Below are 18711 nucleotides of genomic sequence, written 5' to 3'. Positions count from 1 at the left end.
AACAAAGACGACAATTATGAATAACTCACGTTTTGCGTTATGTGCGTTGGCAGGAGCCGTGGCGCTGGCATTGCAGGCACAGGCTTTTGCCGAAGAATCGACTATCGTAGTCACGGGCGCAGAGCAGGGCAGCGCGCTTCCTTCATGGACGAACAGTGCGACCAAATCGGCGGTGGCAGAAAGTAAAACGCCGCAGGTGATCAATACCCTTTCTGAGCAGGAGATAGAAAAGCGTCACGCGAACTCCGTGAATGAAATCCTGCGCTATGCCCCGGGCGTCTCGACCGAGGTGAGGGGCAGTACCTCGTACATGAGCGAATACAAAATCCGCGGGTTTACGGTTGACCAGGAATTCTATAACGGTCTGCAGCTGCCGTATAACGTCACCGGTAACACCAAAGCGCGCATCGATCCGCTGCTGATTGAGAGCGTTGATATTCTGAAAGGTCCCTCTTCAGTGCTGTACGGTGGCGGCTCGCCGGGTGGTCTGGTGAATATTCAAAGTAAGAAGCCGCAACAAGCGTCCCGTACCGAGGTGGGTTTTAACACCGGCACCCGTAACCTGAAAGAGGGCAACCTCGACTCAACCGGACAAATCGCTGACAGCGACTGGAACTACCGTCTGCTGGGGAAAGCGACGGAAAATGACGACCAGCCGCACACCACGCGCTACGAAAACTACCTCGTGGCACCGTCAGTGACCTGGCAGCCGGACAGCAAAACGCGCCTCACCATTGATGCGCTGGCGCAAAATACGCCGAGCCTGTCGCCGTCCGACCCCCTGCCGCTCGCCTATCTGCGCTCGAGCTACGCCGATCGCCGGGACTATGCCGGGGACGAGTGGAGTGGATTCAAACAGCGCCAGTGGATGCTGGGCTACAGCTTTGAGCATGAGTTTGATAGCGGCTGGGGCTTTAATCAGAAAGCGCGCTACTTCGACGTGGATACCCATCAGCGCAGCGTCTATTCAACCGGGCCAGGGAGCGAGGTCTATCAACTCAATCGCTTTGCTTACACCACGGATGAAGACCTTCAGAGCTTCAACATCGACAACCAGGTCACCAAAACGGTTGCGCTGGGGGAATGGAAACATCATCTGCTGGCCGGGTTTGACTATCAGAAGCTGAACTCGCACTTCCACTACCGATACGCCTCCTCAACACCGGGTATTGATATGCGCAATCCTGACCACGCGCAAATCGATGAAGGCGCGCTGGGGCTGTATACCGCACAGAAAAACCGTCTGAGCTATCAGCAGAACGGCTATTACCTGCAGGATCAGGTGGAGTTCGGCGGATTAAACCTGCTGGGCAGCCTGCGCTATGACGATTACCGCTCCGTGACCACGAATTACCTGCAAAACGGTGACAAAGCGTATGTTTCTCAGGATCGGGTCACCAAACGTCTGGGCGCGCTTTACGCCTTCGACAACGGGATTTCGCCGTTCATCAGCTATTCCGAAGGCTTTGCGCCGGTATCCCCACAGGGGACGCTCGTCGCCAAAGACGTCAAGCCAACCACCAGCAAGCAGTTTGAGGGTGGGGTGAAATACCTGCTGGCGGACTACGCCACCACCTTTACCGCATCGGTGTTTAACATTCGCCAGAAAAATGTCGTCACCTCCGATCCCGGCTTCCTCAACTACCGTCAGACCGGGGAAGTGGAATCCAAAGGGGCTGAGCTGTCGGCGGTCAGCCGTCCGACGGATAACCTGACGCTGATTGCGAACTACGCTTACACCCACGTCATCAATACCGAAGATGATAAATACCAGGGCAAGCGTCCAACACAGGTGCCGGAGAATGCCTTTAACCTGTGGGGCGACTACACCTTCGACAGTACGCCGCTGAAAGGGTTGATGCTGGGGGCTGGCGCGCGCTATACCGGGCCGATGGAAATTTCACCGAATAACGATGCGGGCAAACTCGGGGGCACCACGCAGTACGATCTGGCGGCCTCTTACCGCATGGGCGAAGTCCTGCCGTCTCTGGAAGGGCTGACGGTTAAAGCCAGCGCGCAAAACATCACCAATAAAGAGACGTTGACCTGTTACGACGCAACCAACTGCTGGATTGGACGTGACCGGACGTTCCAGCTAGGGGCGAGTTACAGCTTCTGATGAGCTTTACCCCTCTCCCTTGAGGGTGAGGGGGTTGTCCGTGTAGGCCGGGTAAGGCGTAGCCGCCACCCGGCAATACCCTTACTGCGCCGCGCTTTTCGCTGGCGCGGCGTCATCATTCGCCGCAGGCTGATTCTCCGGTACGCTGTCGCATGGTTTCTCTTTCGGACAAACCAGGTCCAGCATCTTGAGCGTCACGCCGTTGCTCCAGCCAAATCCATCCTGCAACGGATATTCACCGCCGCCCCCGCCGGTGCCGGTAGACGAGACATCATACTTCTCCACCAGCTTCTTCTCGCGGTCGTAGGTGTGTTGAACGTTTTTCAGGAAGCGCCAGGTCACGTCCATCGCCACTTTGTCCTGGCCATAGTTCTGCAATCCTTCCGCTGCGACCCACTGCAGCGGTGCCCAGCCGTTTGGCGCATCCCACTGCTGGCCGCTGTTGATGGTGGTGGTCGTAATGCCGCCTGGCTTCAGCAGGCGTGAAGAGGTAGCTGCAGCCACTTTATCCGCGCGGTCCTGTGCCGCAGCCTTCACGTAAAGCGGGAACAGGGAGGCGGCGGTGAGCTGATTACGCACCTTTTTACTCTTGAGATCGTAATCCGCGTACCAGCCCTCTTTTTCATTCCACAGATGGCTCTCGATGGCCTTCTGGCGTGAGGCGGCCAGCGCCTCATATTTGCTCGCACCTGCGGTATCGCCATCCTCCTGGCTTGCCCGTGCCAGCAGCTTCTCCATCTTGAACATCAGGGCATTAAGATCCACCGGCACAATGCTGGTGGTGCGGATGGTGCCAAGCTTTTGCGGATCGTCCATCCAGCGGGAGCTAAAGTCCCATCCTGACGCGGCAGCCGAGCGCAGATCGCGGTAAATTTCCGTTGCCGGGCGGTTAGGATTGTTTTTAGCGGTATTTACATCATCGAGCCAGGATTCAGGACGTGGGGTATCGCGGTCATCCCAGTAGCGGTTGAGGATTGTCCCGTCATCCAGCTTCACCACGCGTTTGCTGGCCTGGCCCGGCTGCAGGCCATCGACGCCTTCCATCCAGTAGGCATACTCTTTTTCCATCTGCGGACGGTATTTTTTCAGTGCGTCGTTATCATGCGTTGCCAGCAGTTCCACCATCAGGGAGAAGAACGGCGGCTGGGAACGGCTCAGGTAGTAGCTGCGGTTGCCGTTGGGGATGTGGCCATAGGTATCAATTTCATAGGCGAAGTTGTCCACCATATCGCTGATTTTATCCCAGTGGCCGCTTTCGGCCAGGCCCAGCATGGTGAAATAGCTATCCCAGTAATACACCTCGCGGAAACGTCCCCCGGGCACGACGTAGGATTTCGGCAAGGGCAGGAGTGAATCCCATTTACTGCTGGCTTTGTCCGTTGTGCGGGTCAGCACAGGCCACAGCCCATCAATGTGCTCGCGAAGGCTTTGTCCGGCGGGGGGAACGTATTTTTCGCCTTCACCCGGAAGCGTGAAATTTACGTCAACGAAATGGCGTAAATCAAAGCCCGACTGCTTACGCTGCATGCGATAGTCGGCGAGAATGGTCAGCGGATCGCTTTTGGGGACCGCATCGGCAAAGGTTTTTTGATCGGGAAACAGTTTGGCACTCTGCACATCGCTGAAGAGGGGGCCGAGCAAAATATCGGGCGGGTTCGTTTGGCCAGATGCCATCTCTTCAGCGCTGCCCGCGGCGGTAACCGAGAGCAACGCACTGCCCAGAACAAGAGGTAAGAGGCGAGGGCGCAGCTTTTGAGGTGTTATCATAGGGTCTTCTCCTTATTTCGCTGAGCAGCGGTCACGCTGTCATCAATCTTCAGAAAACAGTAGACGAATATTCCGCGCTTCGCGTGTCGAACGTCGCATTTTGTACAAATCAAGACGATTTACCGTTGTTTTTAATGCCCCGCTGATGTGCTGAAATATTGATATTGTGAATATTCAACAGTACAGGAAAATAAATTGCGGCCGGTGACGCAGAATTTCCTCAGCGAATTTTCTGTTTTAATTACCACGATCACATAAAGCAAAAAACATAAGCTCCTGGTGAAAAAACATAATAGATAGCATTGACGTTCTCAGGTGACATTGTCGCTACAGCAGAAACCGGTTTCATCAATAAGGAGTGAATCAATGTCAGTCGCGGAAAAAATACCGGTCAAAGAGAAAATAGGCTATAGCCTGGGAGATGCAGCAAGTCATATTGTATTTGACTCATCGGTTGCCATTCTGGCGTATTACTATACCGATATTTATGGCTTACCGCCGGCCATAATGGGCACCATGTTTCTTCTGGTGCGTTTATTAGATGCGATTACCGACCCGGTGATGGGGGCGATAGCCGATGCAACGTCGACGCGCTGGGGTCGCTTCCGTCCCTGGCTGCTGGCGATATGCGTTCCCTTTGCGGTCAGTTGCGTCCTGGTCTATTCCATTCCGAATTTTACCGAAACCGGAAAAATTTATTATGCCGTCGGGGCATATATATTTATGACCCTGATGTATACCGCCATAAATATTCCGTATTGCTCTCTGGGCGCTGCGCTAACGTCCGATCCGCGTGAAAATCTCTCCTTGCAGTCCTGGCGCTTTGCCATCACGCCGATTGGCGGGGCGCTCGGAACGGCCCTTATTTTGCCCCTGGCGGACTACCTCTTCCCGGGCGACAGGGCGACCGGCATACAGGTGGCGATGGCGCTCTTTGGCGCGATCGGCTGTCTGATGTTCATCGTCTGTTTTGCCACCACAAAAGAGCGCGTGCAGCCCATCAAAGAGGAGAATCTCAACATCGCCCGTGACGTTAAAATTCTCTTCCGTAACGATCAGTGGCGAATTCTCTCTGTCTATAACTTCATGATGCTGGTGGCGGTGGTGATCCGCGGCGGCGCGGTGGTCTATTACGTGAATACCGTGCTCAATAAAGGGGCTGACATCATCTCGTACTTTATGCTGGGCGGGATGCTGGCCTCGATGTTTGGCTCCGTACTGGCCCAGCCGTTCGGTACCCGTTTTTGCAAGGTCAAACTCTCGTTCTGGATTAATATTCTGAATGCCGTATTAGGCGTGGCCTGCTTCTGGCTGCCGCTGGAGTTCTGGGTCATTCCTTTGATTGCCCATGTGCTGATTCAGATTGTCCAGGGCGGCAACGGCGCGCTGCAGTGGTCCATGATTACCGACGCAAATAATTATGGTGAATGGAAAACCCAGCGCCGTATTACAGGTATGAATGTTGCGGCCAATATATTTGTGATTAAATTAGGTGTTGCGGTCGGCGGTGCCATTCTGGGTTGGGTTCTCGCCGGGTTTAATTACGAGTCAAACAGTACCGTACAATCGGAATCCGCCGTTCAGGGCGTCATTCTTCTGTTCACGCTAATCCCGTCACTGTTTTATTTACTCACCGCGTTCTCGATTAAGTTTTATAAATTAAACGAAAACGTCATGAATGGCGTGGTGAATGATTTAAATAAAGGCGAATTCGCTAATTCTTAATGGTTGATGTAGTAAGCCGATAATTCATATGAATTATCGGCGAGGTTCTCTGTGTCCGTCAGGAAATAATGATTAACTCACGAGGATGGAGTCGATGAAAGTAAAAACCCTTGCACTCATTATCAGTGCGTTTTGTACTACCGGAGCAATGGCAGCAAAAGATACCCAACGTCTGGAAGATAAACTGGCGCAACTGGAGGCGCGCCTCGAAAAGGCGGAAACGCGGGCGGCAAAGGCGGAAGCGCAAATTCAGGATCTGAAGCAACAGCAGCAAACCGTGGCGGCCGCGAATCCGGTTGTGGTTGAATCCACGGAGCCTTCCACAGCGCAAACGGCACCCAAATTGACGTTATCCGGCTACGGGGATATTAAGTTCTACGGCGACGTTGAATTTAATATGGACGCGGCCAGCAAGAGCGGCAGTTTAACCTCCATGAAAACGTCAGCCAATAAAGACTGGGCGCCCGGCAGCCATGAACGCTGGGATATTAACGGTCGCCTGCTGCTGGGATTCGATGGATATAAGCGGATGGAGAACGGCAATTTCGCCGGCTTTTCGGTACAGCCGCTGGCTGACCTGACGGGTAAAATGAACCTGGATGATGCAGTGTTCTTCTTCGGTACGGAAAACGACTGGAAGGTGAAAGTCGGTCGCTTTGAAGCCTATGACATGTTCCCGCTGAATCAGGACACCTTCGTCGAATATTCCGGCAACACGGCCAACGATCTGTATAGCGATGGCTACGGCTACATCTACATGATGAAAGAGGGACGCGGTCGTAGCGACAGCGGCGGTAACTTCCTCATGAGTAAAACCTTGGGTAACTGGTATGTTGAGGTTAACACCCTGCTGGAAGATGGCAGCTCGCTGTTTGTTGACCAGCAGTATCACGGCGTAGACCTGGATAACGATAAAAACGTTGCCTACGTCCGTCCGGTCATTGCCTGGCAGGATGGCAACTTCTCGACGGCCATCGCGATGGAGAGCAATCTCGTCAACAACGCCTATGGCTACCGCGACGCATCAGGACAATGGATAGACCAGTCTGACCGTACAGGCTATGGCTTCACCATGACCTGGAACGGACAAAAAACGGATCCGGACGATGGTATTGTGGCGAACCTGAACACCGCCTACATGGATGCCACCGATGAGAAAGACTTCACCGCGGGGGTGAATGCCTTATGGCGAAATGTTGAACTGGGCTATATCTATGCACATAACCAGATCGACAATTTCAACACTGCAAACTTCGACGCTGACTGCGACGGCGACTGCTGGGTGACCGATCCCGGTGACTATGATATTCACACCATTCATGCTTCATACCTGTTCCCAAATGTGATGAAGATGAAGAATTTCAATATTTACCTGGGCGCGTATGCTTCATGGGTGGAAGCGCATCCGAATGACGGCGACGACCGAAATGACGATCGTTACGGCGGACGCGTGCGCTTCAAATATTACTTCTGATGCCAGACGCCGGTCAGACCTCGTCAAGGGTCTGGCTGGCTTCCCGCAGCGTGCCCGGCGCCTGGCCGATAATACGCTTAAAGGCGCGGCTAAATGCCGCCAGCGATCCATACCCCAGACGCAGGGCGACCGTTTCGATGGGCTGATTTTCATGACGAATGTACTGAATAGCCAGTCTCATTCGCAGTTCGCTGAGATATTTGGCTGGGGTCGTGCCCGTCGCGGACAGAAAGCGCTCGGCAAACACGGAGCGGGAGGTGCCCGCTTCTTTGGCCAGATCCGCCACGCTCCAGTTCAGGCCGGGCTGCTGATGCATGGCGTATATCGCTCTGCTGAGGCGGGGATCGCGCAGCACCTGCACCCAGCCCGTGGCTTTGCCGCATCCGGCTTCGACCCAGCCCCGCACGATTAAGGCCGCAACGACGTCTGCCAGACGCGCCAGTATCCCGGCAAACCCCACCTGTCGGGTCATCGATTCCCGCTCCATGGCCGCCAGCAACGGGTGGATCTCGGGCCAGGTGGACATCAGCCTGCTCACCATCATCACTTCCGGCATGGCCTTGATCAGCGGCTGCATCCCGCCCAGTTCAAAATCCATGCATCCGCTAAAGATAATCGTGTTCTCGCCGTCCGGGCAGGGCTCACAGGCAATCGCGCAGACCGAGCTGCAGATAGGTTCGCTGGGAAAGGCATTCACCGGCGTGAGAGGAGCCTGCGCGTCAGAGAGCAGGGCATGGGCATTGCCGTTCGGGATGAAGAGCGCATCGCCACCGCTCAATTCAAAGGTTGCGCCACTCTCCATACGCAGCAGCGCGCTGCCGTGGCTGACGAAATGAAACTGCGCCTTACCGGGAGCCTGATGGAACGCCACACCAAATGGCGCGCTGGCTTCAATTCGCCGATATTTCACACCAGAAAGGCGCATGCCGCGTAAAAGCTCGCTGATCAAATCGGGTGACTGAACGGTCATCGCACAACTCCGGACGAATAATCAATAAGTGGAGATTATATGTCATAGATCGTCCATGGGGAACACTCTATGCTTTTGCGATATTAGTCACATTTTGATAACGGGAGATCAACAGATGAGTTCATGTGTCGCGGCGAGCGAGGCGATAGCGCCTGCAAAACCCGCCTGGAGAGCGGTCTATTCACTGGGGCTGGGCGTATTTGGTTTGATCACGGCGGAGTTTCTGCCCGCCAGTTTGCTCACGCCAATGGCTGCCAGTCTCGGCGTAACAGAAGGGATGGCCGGGCAGGCCGTCACGGCAACGGCGCTGGTGGCGCTGGTCACCGGTTTGCTGATTACGCCAGCCACCAAAAGTATCGACCGCCGCTGGGTGTTGATGTTCTTTTCGGTGCTGCAAATCATCTCCAGCCTGCTGGTGGCCTTTGCGCCAACCCTGCACGTTTTGCTGATGGGGCGCTTGCTGCTGGGCGTTGCTATCGGGGGATTCTGGGCGATGTCGACCGCTACGGCGATGCGGCTGGTACCTGCCGATAAGGTGCCGAAAGCGCTGGCGGTGATTTTCTCCAGCGTGTCCATTGCAACGGTTGTCGCGGCGCCGCTGGGAAGTTATCTGGGCAGCCTGATTGGCTGGCGTAACGTCTTTGTTCTCTGCATAGTGCCGAGCGTGGCGGCTCTGCTGTGGCAGGTCTGGGTCCTGCCGTCGATGAAGCCGGAGAGCAGCGGCAGCCTGGGAACCCTGTTCCGGGTGCTGCGTCGTCCGGGGATGATCGGCGGTATGCTGGCAACCATTCTGATTTTCAGCGGCCATTTTGCTTTCTTTACCTATCTGCGCCCGTTCCTGGAGACCGTCGGTCAGGCAAGCGTAGAGACGATTTCGCTGATCCTGCTGGGCTTTGGTATTGCCAACTTTGTCGGCACCTCCATTGCCGGACATCTGCTGGCACGCAATCTGCGCCTGACGCTGGCGCTGGTACCATTCGCCATGGGCGTACTGGCGCTGATGATGGTCGCGTTTGGTCATCTGGCGATGCTGGACGGTTTACTGGTTGCGCTTTGGGGCTTTGCCTTTGGCCTGGTACCGGTGGGCTGGTCAACCTGGCTGGCAACCACCGTCCCTGATGAAGCCGAAAGTGCAGGCGGTTTGCTGGTTGCCTCTATTCAGCTGGCGATAAGCGCAGGCGCGGCGGGGGGCGGGGCGGTATTCGATCTCAACGGTGCCAGCGGCGTGTTTGCGGGCAGCGGTTTCCTGCTGGTGACGGCAATGGTGATTGTGTTTATGGGTGTGAAAGTAAAAGCGGATTAAGTGCTTTCCCTCTCCTGCGGGAGAGGGACCTAACGGGTGTCTATTGTTCTACGCTACCGCTCTTTCATTCCAGGTGTCTTTAAACATGATGTTCCCGTCGCAATATTTCCACTCAATCGATTCATAGCGGAGTTCGACTTCTTCCATATGAGCACTCGCGATACCTAGCGGGTGCAATAAAGGTGAGATCCTTGTTATCTTGACGTTTTCCAGAATGATATTGAAGTATTCACGCTCGATCCCGGCGTCATTAATTTTATACATTTTGATTAATGCTGATTTGAACGTTTTACCTGTGCATACTGCACGGAAAAGATAGGGTGTGATGCGGTCTATTTCTTTTTCAAAAGTAATGGGGACATGAAGCCGCGTTCCCGTCAGTTTTCCCGTGTTGGAACAGGTAGGGATCCAGACAGAGTGGTTAAATGACTTGAGTTCGGTAGAACCCAATCTTGTAGGCATTAAACACTCGCCTAAAACGGGAGCATTATTTTCATCAGTAAGCCAAATGTGTGCTGGTGTAGACATATTTGTTATTTCCCTGTGTAAAAAAAAGCGATTGAAAAAACGACGAGTGCAATTACCCCAATGATTCGAATTGCTATCATATCATCATCAATAACAGATACTGTAATGATTGATAAAAGAAGAAAAATTATGACTACTCCGCAAGCGCGTAAATCTCTTAGTACATCATCTAAAATTAATTTTAACATGCTCTTAATGAAATTTAACATTATTTCATCATCTTGATTAAGGCTTCAGTGATATCTTCGTCTGAAGCAGAGTTAATATTGAAATAACCTGATTTCGTTATGACAGGTTCAATCAGGAAGTACATCATTTCAAGATGTTCCATGTATAGTGCATGATAAAAAAGCGGTCTGTTATTTTTTAACCTATTTGCACTATCAGCGGCACGCTGAACCAGACTATAGGTATTAAGGGCAAATAAAGCTATTGCACCTTTACCTGCTATTTTATTAATGAAAGCATTTTGTACGGCGGAATTCATTTTGTTACCATAACAGATGTATTTGGCCACTGCATAGAGTAAACCGATTTTCGATGTCTGTTTAATGGAGTAGGGCGTTGTAAAATGTATTGCTTTTTCAAGAATATTTCTTTTCCGATCTTCACTTTTGCCATTTAGCAATGTTTCTATATAAAGCCTTATCATTCTAAATATGATATCTCTGTGTGTCACTAGTTGATAAATACCATCAACAAATCGCTTGTCCTCTATGCTCAATCGTTTACAGACATCATGATAATTATCTGTAAAGCACGAAGTGTAATAAAGCAAGCGAGTCGTCGCATCGCCAAGATTATTTAAATATTCTATGGCACCATCCTTTACCCCTGCGACGGCGCGATCGAGCCTTAATGCCAGATCTTTATCGGAACCAATTCTTTCTATAACTTCCTTGCTGTAATACATAATATGCCCCTGTTGTGTGCAGGGTTTATCATGATCTACCGAATCGCCTAAGGACAGTGATCGTACTCGCATTTTTAAAAGTAAAATAAAGAATAACCACTAACCTATTATCTACGTTAATCGGTGATTTTATATAATTGATGTGATGAATTTGAAAGTTTTGAATAAACTTAAGGTTATCTTTAAATATATATTCTGCGAGGATTGGGGATATATTACTGAAGGGTGACATCATGTGTAGGCCGGGTAAGCGCAAGCGCCACCCGGCATCAAGGCAAGGCTTACAGCCCTTTCTTATCCATCAGCACCGCCAGATCCACCAGGCGGTTGGAGAATCCCCACTCGTTGTCATACCACGCCAGAATTTTGACCATGTTGCCGCCAATCACCAGCGTCGACAGCCCGTCGATAATCGAGGAGCGCGGGTCACCCTGGTAATCGCTGGACACCAGCGGTTCATCGCTGTAGCCCAGGATCCCTTTCAGTGGTCCGCTAGCCGCGGCCTGACGGAACGCGTCATTCACCTCGTCGGCGGTCACGTTACGGCTCAGCGTTACCGTCAAATCCACAATTGACACCACCGGAACCGGCACACGCAGAGAATACCCGGTCAGCTTACCGTCCAGAGAAGGGATCACTTTCCCCAACGCCTTCGCCGCGCCGCTGGAATAAGGCACAATCGACAGGGCCGCCGCGCGTGCACCGCGCAGATCTTTCTCCGGCTGGTCGTGCAGCGCCTGACTGTTGGTATAAGCATGCGTGGTGTTCATCAGGCCGTGCTCAATACCAAACTGCTGATGCAGCACCTGTGCTGCCGGAGCCAGTCCGTTAGTGGTACAACTCCCGTTACTCACGACGGCGTGCAGGGCCGGATCGTACAGCTCGTGGTTCACACCCATCACCACCGTCAGGTCATCGTTTTTGCCCGGTGCAGAGATGATGACGCGCTTGGCGCCACCGTGGGTGATATGTACCGCCGCTTTTTCGCGTTCGGTGAAGAAACCGGTGGCTTCAATCACCACGTCCGCCCCGACGTCGCGCCACGAGATGTTTGCCGGATCTCGCTCGCTGAAGACGGCGATCCGCTGTCCATCCACCTGTAATGCGCCGTCAGCCGCCTCAACGGGTGCCGGCAGCGTGCCGAGCAGGGAATCATATTTGAGCAGATGGGCGAGGGTCTGGCTGTCCGTCAGATCGTTAATGGCCACAATCTGAAGATCCGGGTTACCCAGCGCCGCGCGCAGGAAATTACGTCCGATACGGCCGAAACCGTTAATACCGACCTTAACCATGATGCACTCCTTATCTCTGTTGTCTGGAGTCACTGTAGGCGTCAGGCTGAATGGCGTAAATGACAAAAATGGATCACATTACGCCATCTTGCGGCAGTGGAAGCGCTGGCGATATTCCGTTGGGGTGAGATGAAGCTGTTTCTCGAAAACACGACGCAGGTTGATGCTGGTGCCAAACCCGCTTTGCTCAGCAATCAGCTCCAGCGGATCGCTGGTTTGCTCAAGCAGCTGCCGGGCGGCGGCAAGACGCGCTTCCGTCACGTAGCGGGCCGGAGAGACCCCTGCATCCCGCGTGAATACGCGGGTGAAATTACGCGGACTCATCGCCGCTCTTTCCGCCAGGCGCTCAACGCAGAGATCGGTGGTCAGGTTTTGCAGGATCCAGCTTTGCAGTTCGCTAATCGGCCCCTGGGTGCCGGACTGCTGCAAATTATAACGGCTAAACTGCAGCTGCCCGCCCGGACGGCGTAGGTACATCACCATATCCTGCGCCACGTCGCGGGCGAGAGAGAAACCGTAATCGTCTTCAACCAGCGCCAGCGTCAGGTCGAAACCGGAACTGACCCCGCCGGAGGTCCAGATGGGCCCATCCTGAACGTAGATCGGGCCGCCTTCCACCCTGATGGCCGGATAAGCGGCCTGCATCGTTTCCAGCAGACGCCAGTGTGTGGTTGCCCGCCGTCCGTCAAGCAAACCGCTCTGCGCAAGCAGCATCGCGCCGCCGCAGATGGAGGCAATACGCCGCGCATGGGGCGCAGCGAGATGCAGCCAGTCCACCACGGCGGTGCTCTCCAGTTCATTCATGCCGCGCCCGGTAATGATGATGGTATCGAGTGGTTCACGCGGATCCAGTTCAGGCAGACGATAATCTGCCAGCAGGTTTAATCCGGATTGACCGTGGATCACCTGATGGGGCTGCGTGGTGGCGATGATGATGCGGTAACACGGGTGAGACAGACCTTCCGGGTGCAGTCGGTTGGCCTGCATCAGAATGTCGGCGATACCGGCGGCTTCAAACAGCATGCCGCCGTCGGGAACAATAATCAGGATCTTTTTCATGTCCTGAAAAGTAGCTTTATTACAAAATAAGTCAATAGGCGGAGAGCGCATAAACGCCATTTCTGGCAAAGCAAAGCGATTTAAGTTCTTTGTTATTTCAGCCGTTTTCCCTGATCGTCAGGACACAGAATGACAGGCGGAACGGCATCGGAAGGAATGAGTCACTATTTACACCCGCAACAGCGAGAACATATTCACCAGCTTGCCAAGCGGTTTCTGTGGCGAAGCGAGCTTCCCACCTGGCTGTTAATTATCGCTATCTATACCGGCTGGTTTACCACCCTGGCGTACTGGCACACGCTCGGTTTGCTGCCTGCCACGGTGCTGCTGGTCTGGTTTACCGCGTGGTATATGTCGCTTCAGCATGAGCTGATCCACGGCCATCCGACACGCTTTCCCCGGTTAAATCAGCTTTTTGGTACGCTGCCGCTGGCGGTCTGGTATCCCTATGGCCTGTACCGCGACTCGCATCTGGCCCATCACCGCAACGATCATCTCACGGTACCGGTGGACGATCCGGAATCCTACTATTTTACCGAACAGACCTGGGCGCGTTTTACACCCTGGCAGAAGCGCATTATTCATGTGCGTAATACTTTTCTGGGGCGGCTGTTACTGGCTCCGCTGCTGGATATCGTTCAGACGCTGGGAAGGGCCGTGGCAGCGTTTCGCCAGCGGCACCTGCGGGCGATGCTGATGTGGCTGGTGCATGGCGTGCTGTTGGCGGGGTTGTTTGTCTGGATGCGCCATGTTGGTTTTTCACCGGTCTGGTTTGTGCTGGCGGTGAGCTATCCCGCGCTGGCGCTCACCAAAGTGCGCTCTTTTCTTGAGCACCGCGCTGCAGACGATCCTCTCGCGCGATCGGTAATTAACGAAGCCGGGATCTTCTGGCAGGTGTTGTTCCTGAATCTCAACTACCATTCAGTGCATCACGATCTGCCAGGCGTGCCCTGGTATGGTCTGAAGGCGCTCTACCAGCAAAACCGGGCGGTGTATCAGCAGCGGAATCACGGTTTTGTGGTCAAGGGATACGGCCAATGGCTGCGACAGTTTTGGGGTAAGGCCGTGGACGTCACGGTTCATCCGGGGATAAAGCGAGAAGAGCATGAGTAACCTGCTGGCGTTTCCGATGTATGCCGTCAATCGGGCCGATACCGACGCGCTGTGGCGAGCTGTGCACGCTTTGCTGCTGGCACGCGGTGTGCCGGCGGGCGATCTTGTGCCGGGCATCCCGGAAGAGGACTTACTGGCGCACTGGCAGCAGCCTGGACTCATCCTGAGCCAAACCTGCGGTTATCCGCTGGTCACACAGTTGCCGGACGTGCAGGTCGTCGGCTGTTTTCATTACGCGGCGCCGGGCTGCGAAGGGATCGCTTACCGCAGCCTGCTGGTGGTGCGGGAAGAAGATAAACACCTGCGCCTTGACGACTTCCGTGGGCGGCGGGTAGTGTGTAATGCGCCGGATTCCCAGTCCGGCTACAACACGCTGCGAAGACGAGTGGCACCTGATACGGTCAATGACTATTTTTCACGGGTGATTTTCAGCGGCAGCCATCGCCAGTCGCTGATTGATGTAAAAGGCGGGGTGGGGGATATTGCGGCCATCGACTGCGTAACCTGGGTACTGTTGCAGCGCCATGAGCCGGAACGGCTTGCGGGGCTGGCGGTCATTGACCATACCCCTCTGACGCCAGGACTGCCGCTGATCACCTCGCAAAACACCTCGCCTGAAACCCTTAACGCCATTCGCGATGCGCTCCGCGCGCTGGTGAGTTCGCCGGAACACCGGAAAAGTTGCGACGCCGTGCTGATTGACGGTTTTAGCGTGGTGACGCGCCAGGTCTACGCTTCATTGACTGCGTGATAAATTTCCTGCGCGTCGGTAAAACAGCGTAGCGCCAGCGAGGAGACGGGTTTCTGCCTGCGCATAATCAGGCCGACAGGCGCCTCAATGTTCGCTTCGGCGATGGGGACTATCCTGAAATTGTTGTTCAGTGCCTCCAGCCCGTTGTTCAGCGGCATCACGGCACAGCACACGCCGCTCTGAACCGCCTGAATGATCTGGAACGTCGAGTCGCTCTCGAAAACGGCCGTCGGATCGAGGCCTGCAGCGTTAAAACTGGCCTCCATATGCGCCCGATAGTGCATCCCTTTGGTCAGGAACCCCAGCGGAAATTCCGTCAGGTCGTGCCAGGTCAGCGTTGCCTGACCGGGCTGGAAATGGCGAATGTCGTGCAGCAGGCCCATCTTCGTTTGTGGTAGCTGGATTATGTCAAACAGGCTGGTGTCGATGCTGTTGAGATAGCAAATTCCCAGCTCAAGCTGATTACGGCTTACCCCGTCGGCAATCTGCGCTGAGGACATGGAATAGAGGCTGTAGGTCAGCTCCGGATATTTTTGCGTCAGCAGGCGAATGAAGATCATCGGATCCACACTTGCCAGCGGCACCATCCCAAGCCGTAATTCGCCTATCACCTGGCCTTTGCACAGCGCGGCTTCCGCCTGTAATCCGTCGTGCGCGGCCAGCAGGGAGCGGGCCCACGCGAGGATGCGTTCACCCTCCGGCGTAAACCCTTCAAAGCGCTGCCCGCGCGCAATCAGCACCAGCCCCAGCTCCTCTTCCAGGCTGCGGATGCGCATGGAGAGGGTCGGCTGGGTAACGTTGCACTGCGAGGCCGCTTTACCAAAGTGGCGGGTCTCGTCGAGCGCGATTAAGTATTTTAACTGTTTAATATCCATCGTGATCTTCCGCGCCAACAGCCTTACAGCATGCGGATCTCTTTTGAGCGCAGGATGATGCGAACCGGAACGGATTTATACGACGGCGTCCCGCTGTCCTTGTCGAGATAGTCGAGCGGCACCAGCACGTTAGCCTCCGGGTAGTATGCCCCGACGGATCCCGGGGCGATGCTGTACGCCACCACGGTAATGTCCTCCAGGCGCTGAACGCTGCCGGGCAGGGCGGTTTCGATATCCACGCGGTCGCCGTGTTCCAGCCCTGACTGTGCCATATCGTCTTCGTTCATAAACAGCACGTCGCGGCGGCCAAAGACCCCACGGTAGCGGTCGTCCAGGGCATAAATGGTCGTGTTGTACTGGTCGTGGCTGCGCAGCGTAATCAGACGCAGCACATGCTCGCCTTCACCGCTGGCGTTCTCATGAACCCCCTCGAATACCGAGAACATTGCTTTGCCCGTCGCGGTCGGCCAGATACGCTGCGTTGGCGGCAGCGGCATGCGGAAGCCGCCGGGTACGCGGATCCGCGCGTTATAGTTCTCGAACCCAGGAATGGTCTGCTCAATCAGATCGCGGATCCGGTCGTAATCCTCAACCAGCGTCAGCCAGTCCACATGGGTTTCCGGCAGGGTGGCTTTCGCCAGGCCCGCCACGATAGCGGGTTCTGAACGGAGCAACGGCGAGGCGGGTTTCAGCTTGCCGGACGAGGCGTGCACCATCGACATGGAATCTTCAACGGTAATGGACTGACGACCACTGGCCTGAATATCCAGCTCGGTGCGGCCGAGACACGGGAAAATAAAGGTCTCTTTGCCAACCAGCAGATGGGTACGGTTCAGCTTGGTACCGACGTGCACGCTCAAATCCAGGTTACCCATCGCCGGAAAGCCCCGTTCATGATCGGGCATCGCAACCGCAAAATTGCCGCCGAGGCAGATAAGCGCCTTCGCACGGCCGTCAATCATCGCCTGCGTGGCCTGCACCGCATCGTGTCCGTGGTGAGACGGCGGCTCAAAGCCGAATACGTCCTTCAGACGGTTCAGGAAGGCTGGTGTGGGTTTCTCGCTAATCCCGACGGTCCGGTTTCCCTGCACGTTTGAGTGGCCGCGCAGAGGGCAGATACCCGCGCCGGGCTTACCGATGTTCCCACGCAGCAGCAGCACGTCGGCGATCAGGCGGACGTTTGCCGTGCCTTTATTATGCTGGGTAATTCCCATCCCGTAGGTAATGATGGTGGCATTCGATTTCGCATAGGCCTCGGCCACCTTCCTGAGTGCCGCCTGGCTCAGGCCCGACTCGCGCTCAATGTCGTCCCAGCGGGTTTGCGCGATATCGGCGCTGAACTCCTCAATGCCCTGAGTGTGTTCGGCAATAAACGCGTGATCCAGCACGTCACCGCGTTCGGCCTCCATCTCCAGAAGGTGTTTAGCAATCCCTTTCAGCGCGGCGGCATCGCCTCCGGCTTTGACCTGGAAGTAGGTCGAGGCGATATCCGTGGAGCTGTAGGTCGCCATTTCAATCACGCTCTGCGGGTCCGCAAAACGTTCGAGGGCGCGCTCGCGCAGCGGGTTAAAGACGATAATCGGCACGTTGCGACGTGCCAGCTCATGAAGGGTGCCCATCATTCGCGGATGGTTGGTGCCAGGGTTATGGCCGATGGAGATCACCAGTTCGGTCTTATCGAAGTCGTCCAGTGAGACGGTACCTTTCCCGATCCCGATAGATCGCGGCAAGCCGACGCTGGTGGCCTCGTGACACATATTCGAGCAGTCGGGGAAGTTATTGGTGCCGTATTCGCGGGCGAAGAGCTGGAACAGGTATGCCGCTTCGTTAGAGGCTCGCCCGGAGGTATAGAACTCGACCTGGTCCGGTTCGAGCCCGCGCAAGACTTCGCCGATACGCTGAAACGCCTCGTCCCAGTCGACAGGGCGGAAGGTATCGCTTGCCCGGTCATAGCGCAGGGGATGCGTCAGGCGACCGTAGCCTTCCAGCTCAAAGTCCGATTTTGCCAGCAGCGAAGCGACGCTGTTTTCCACCAGAAACGCGGGGGTGACGCGTCTGCTGGTGGCTTCCCAGGTCACCGCCTTTGCGCCGTTCTCGCAGAACTGGAACGTCGATTTATGTTCCTTATCAGGCCACGCGCAGCCCGGGCAGTCAAAACCGTCCGGCTGGTTGGTGCGCAGCAGCGTCGCGGGAGCGTCCAGAGTATCCATTTGGGTACGTACTGCGATGGCCGTCGCTTTTAACGCGCCCCAGCCTCCGGCGGGACCGTCATAGTGCCTGATACCGGGAACTGCGCGTCTTTTCGTGTTCATACCCACTCCTGATTTGTTCGGTCACACAACATCTGAACCCATAAAAGCACTGCAGGGGACAATAAGCGCAAGCAATGACGACCGTTTGGCTGCGCGCATGCGGTAGAGAAAGTTGCTGCTTCTTTAACTCTTTTTATTACAGTGGCTTATAGGTTGTGATGTTTAAAGATTTAAAGAAATTATAACGAATTTTTATCATTTTAATAATAAATATTATCTATCACCCGGTAGGTGAGATAGATGGCGGTGAACAGACAAGGATGTAGCCCCAGTAAAACTTCGAATGAAGCGCCTGAGCGGGGGAAATAGACAATATTCGCAGCTGGCGGGTAATCGCGTGCATTTTTCGGTGGCGATAATAGCAGGAAAGTTAACTCAGGCTTAATGGTTAATAGATATAATTATGTCTTAAAGGGACATTGTCATAGCGTGAAATATAAAGTTATTTTGCGCCGTGAAATTAACTCCGGTCGGTATCAGTGAAATAGGCCCATTCTGAGCGTAAAGTAC

At 54.7% G+C, this 18711-nt stretch carries 14 protein-coding genes; 6 read left to right on the top strand and 8 right to left on the bottom strand.

Translation table 11 applies throughout. The features are described from left to right. Positions 1-16 precede the first annotated feature (16 nt). Positions 17-2119, top strand: coding sequence for a TonB-dependent siderophore receptor (locus ACTJJA_RS08825; RefSeq protein ID WP_440667481.1), 2103 nt, complete (start codon positions 17-19; stop codon positions 2117-2119). An 81-nt stretch (positions 2120-2200) separates the two neighbouring features. Here the strand turns inward: ACTJJA_RS08825 and ACTJJA_RS08820 are convergent, their stop codons facing one another. Next, positions 2201-3886, bottom strand: coding sequence for an alpha,alpha-trehalase (locus tag ACTJJA_RS08820; RefSeq protein WP_440667479.1), 1686 nt, complete (start codon positions 3884-3886; stop codon positions 2201-2203). 366 nt (positions 3887-4252) lie between these two features. Between ACTJJA_RS08820 and ACTJJA_RS08815 the strand changes: the two genes are divergently transcribed. Together ACTJJA_RS08815 and ACTJJA_RS08810 are read left to right on the top strand one after the other, a co-directional pair. Further along, positions 4253-5611 carry a glycoside-pentoside-hexuronide (GPH):cation symporter gene (locus ACTJJA_RS08815; protein WP_440667477.1) on the top strand — a complete coding sequence of 453 codons (1359 nt, stop codon included), beginning with the start codon at positions 4253-4255 and terminating at the stop codon, positions 5609-5611. 94 nt (positions 5612-5705) lie between these two features. Then, entirely contained in the window at positions 5706-7085 is a 1380-nt protein-coding gene (locus ACTJJA_RS08810; protein ID WP_440667475.1) for a carbohydrate porin, read from the top strand. Between the two features lie 13 nt (positions 7086-7098). Here the strand turns inward: ACTJJA_RS08810 and ACTJJA_RS08805 are convergent, their stop codons facing one another. Beyond that, the gene (locus tag ACTJJA_RS08805; protein WP_440667473.1) at positions 7099-8055 is read right to left on the bottom strand and encodes an AraC family transcriptional regulator; all 957 of its coding nucleotides are present in this window, start codon (positions 8053-8055) and stop codon (positions 7099-7101) included. A gap of 115 nt (positions 8056-8170) precedes the next feature. Between ACTJJA_RS08805 and ACTJJA_RS08800 the strand changes: the two genes are divergently transcribed. Further along, entirely contained in the window at positions 8171-9358 is a 1188-nt protein-coding gene (locus ACTJJA_RS08800; protein WP_089601478.1) for an MFS transporter, read from the top strand. A 48-nt stretch (positions 9359-9406) separates the two neighbouring features. Here the strand turns inward: ACTJJA_RS08800 and ACTJJA_RS08795 are convergent, their stop codons facing one another. From ACTJJA_RS08795 to ACTJJA_RS08780, 4 genes are all read right to left on the bottom strand, one after another. Then, the gene (locus ACTJJA_RS08795; protein WP_218400947.1) at positions 9407-9886 is read right to left on the bottom strand and encodes an Hcp family type VI secretion system effector; all 480 of its coding nucleotides are present in this window, start codon (positions 9884-9886) and stop codon (positions 9407-9409) included. 208 nt (positions 9887-10094) lie between these two features. Further along, positions 10095-10799 (bottom strand): hypothetical protein, encoded by a 705-nt coding sequence (locus tag ACTJJA_RS08790; RefSeq protein ID WP_440667470.1) that lies wholly within the window; start codon positions 10797-10799, stop codon positions 10095-10097. 281 nt (positions 10800-11080) lie between these two features. Next, positions 11081-12091 (bottom strand): type I glyceraldehyde-3-phosphate dehydrogenase, encoded by a 1011-nt coding sequence (gene gap / locus ACTJJA_RS08785; protein ID WP_440667468.1) that lies wholly within the window; start codon positions 12089-12091, stop codon positions 11081-11083. Between the two features lie 78 nt (positions 12092-12169). Continuing rightward, positions 12170-13150: a GlxA family transcriptional regulator gene (locus ACTJJA_RS08780; protein WP_440667466.1), complete on the bottom strand. Its 981-nt coding sequence runs from the start codon at positions 13148-13150 to the stop codon at positions 12170-12172. A gap of 156 nt (positions 13151-13306) precedes the next feature. Here ACTJJA_RS08780 and ACTJJA_RS08775 point away from each other — a divergent pair, with 156 nt between their 5' ends. Then, positions 13307-14263 (top strand): fatty acid desaturase, encoded by a 957-nt coding sequence (locus ACTJJA_RS08775; RefSeq protein ID WP_440667464.1) that lies wholly within the window; start codon positions 13307-13309, stop codon positions 14261-14263. Beyond that, a complete protein-coding gene (locus ACTJJA_RS08770; protein ID WP_440667462.1) occupies positions 14256-15014 on the top strand; it encodes a phosphate/phosphite/phosphonate ABC transporter substrate-binding protein in 759 nt (252 codons plus the stop codon). The genes ACTJJA_RS08775 and ACTJJA_RS08770 overlap by 8 nt, the downstream gene beginning before the upstream one ends. Here the strand turns inward: ACTJJA_RS08770 and ACTJJA_RS08765 are convergent. Together ACTJJA_RS08765 and ACTJJA_RS08760 are read right to left on the bottom strand one after the other, a co-directional pair. Then, complete coding sequence (locus tag ACTJJA_RS08765) at positions 14993-15889, bottom strand: LysR family transcriptional regulator (RefSeq protein WP_440667460.1); 897 nt, start codon at positions 15887-15889, stop codon at positions 14993-14995. The genes ACTJJA_RS08770 and ACTJJA_RS08765 overlap by 22 nt on opposite strands. A gap of 23 nt (positions 15890-15912) precedes the next feature. Next, the gene (locus ACTJJA_RS08760) at positions 15913-18201 is read right to left on the bottom strand and encodes an FdhF/YdeP family oxidoreductase (RefSeq protein WP_440667458.1); all 2289 of its coding nucleotides are present in this window, start codon (positions 18199-18201) and stop codon (positions 15913-15915) included. Positions 18202-18711 lie beyond the last annotated feature (510 nt).

Origin of the sequence: Enterobacter sp. 22452 (assembly GCF_052045065.1) — a bacterium.
Classification (GTDB): Bacteria; Pseudomonadota; Gammaproteobacteria; order Enterobacterales; family Enterobacteriaceae; genus Enterobacter; species Enterobacter mori.
This window is presented reverse-complemented; position numbering and strand designations above follow the sequence as displayed.

Bases quoted from the DNA above. Each gene is read 5' to 3' on its own strand.
- ACTJJA_RS08825 (WP_440667481.1), top strand. From the start codon at position 17: ATGAATAACTCACGTTTTGCGTTATGTGCGTTGGCAGGAGCCGTGGCG.
- ACTJJA_RS08820 (WP_440667479.1), bottom strand. From the start codon at position 3,886: ATGATAACACCTCAAAAGCTGCGCCCTCGCCTCTTACCTCTTGTTCTG.
- ACTJJA_RS08815 (WP_440667477.1), top strand. From the start codon at position 4,253: ATGTCAGTCGCGGAAAAAATACCGGTCAAAGAGAAAATAGGCTATAGC.
- ACTJJA_RS08810 (WP_440667475.1), top strand. From the start codon at position 5,706: ATGAAAGTAAAAACCCTTGCACTCATTATCAGTGCGTTTTGTACTACC.
- ACTJJA_RS08805 (WP_440667473.1), bottom strand. From the start codon at position 8,055: ATGACCGTTCAGTCACCCGATTTGATCAGCGAGCTTTTACGCGGCATG.
- ACTJJA_RS08800 (WP_089601478.1), top strand. From the start codon at position 8,171: ATGAGTTCATGTGTCGCGGCGAGCGAGGCGATAGCGCCTGCAAAACCC.
- ACTJJA_RS08795 (WP_218400947.1), bottom strand. From the start codon at position 9,886: ATGTCTACACCAGCACACATTTGGCTTACTGATGAAAATAATGCTCCC.
- ACTJJA_RS08790 (WP_440667470.1), bottom strand. From the start codon at position 10,799: ATGTATTACAGCAAGGAAGTTATAGAAAGAATTGGTTCCGATAAAGAT.
- gap (WP_440667468.1), bottom strand. From the start codon at position 12,091: ATGGTTAAGGTCGGTATTAACGGTTTCGGCCGTATCGGACGTAATTTC.
- ACTJJA_RS08780 (WP_440667466.1), bottom strand. From the start codon at position 13,150: ATGAAAAAGATCCTGATTATTGTTCCCGACGGCGGCATGCTGTTTGAA.
- ACTJJA_RS08775 (WP_440667464.1), top strand. From the start codon at position 13,307: ATGAGTCACTATTTACACCCGCAACAGCGAGAACATATTCACCAGCTT.
- ACTJJA_RS08770 (WP_440667462.1), top strand. From the start codon at position 14,256: ATGAGTAACCTGCTGGCGTTTCCGATGTATGCCGTCAATCGGGCCGAT.
- ACTJJA_RS08765 (WP_440667460.1), bottom strand. From the start codon at position 15,889: ATGGATATTAAACAGTTAAAATACTTAATCGCGCTCGACGAGACCCGC.
- ACTJJA_RS08760 (WP_440667458.1), bottom strand. From the start codon at position 18,201: ATGAACACGAAAAGACGCGCAGTTCCCGGTATCAGGCACTATGACGGT.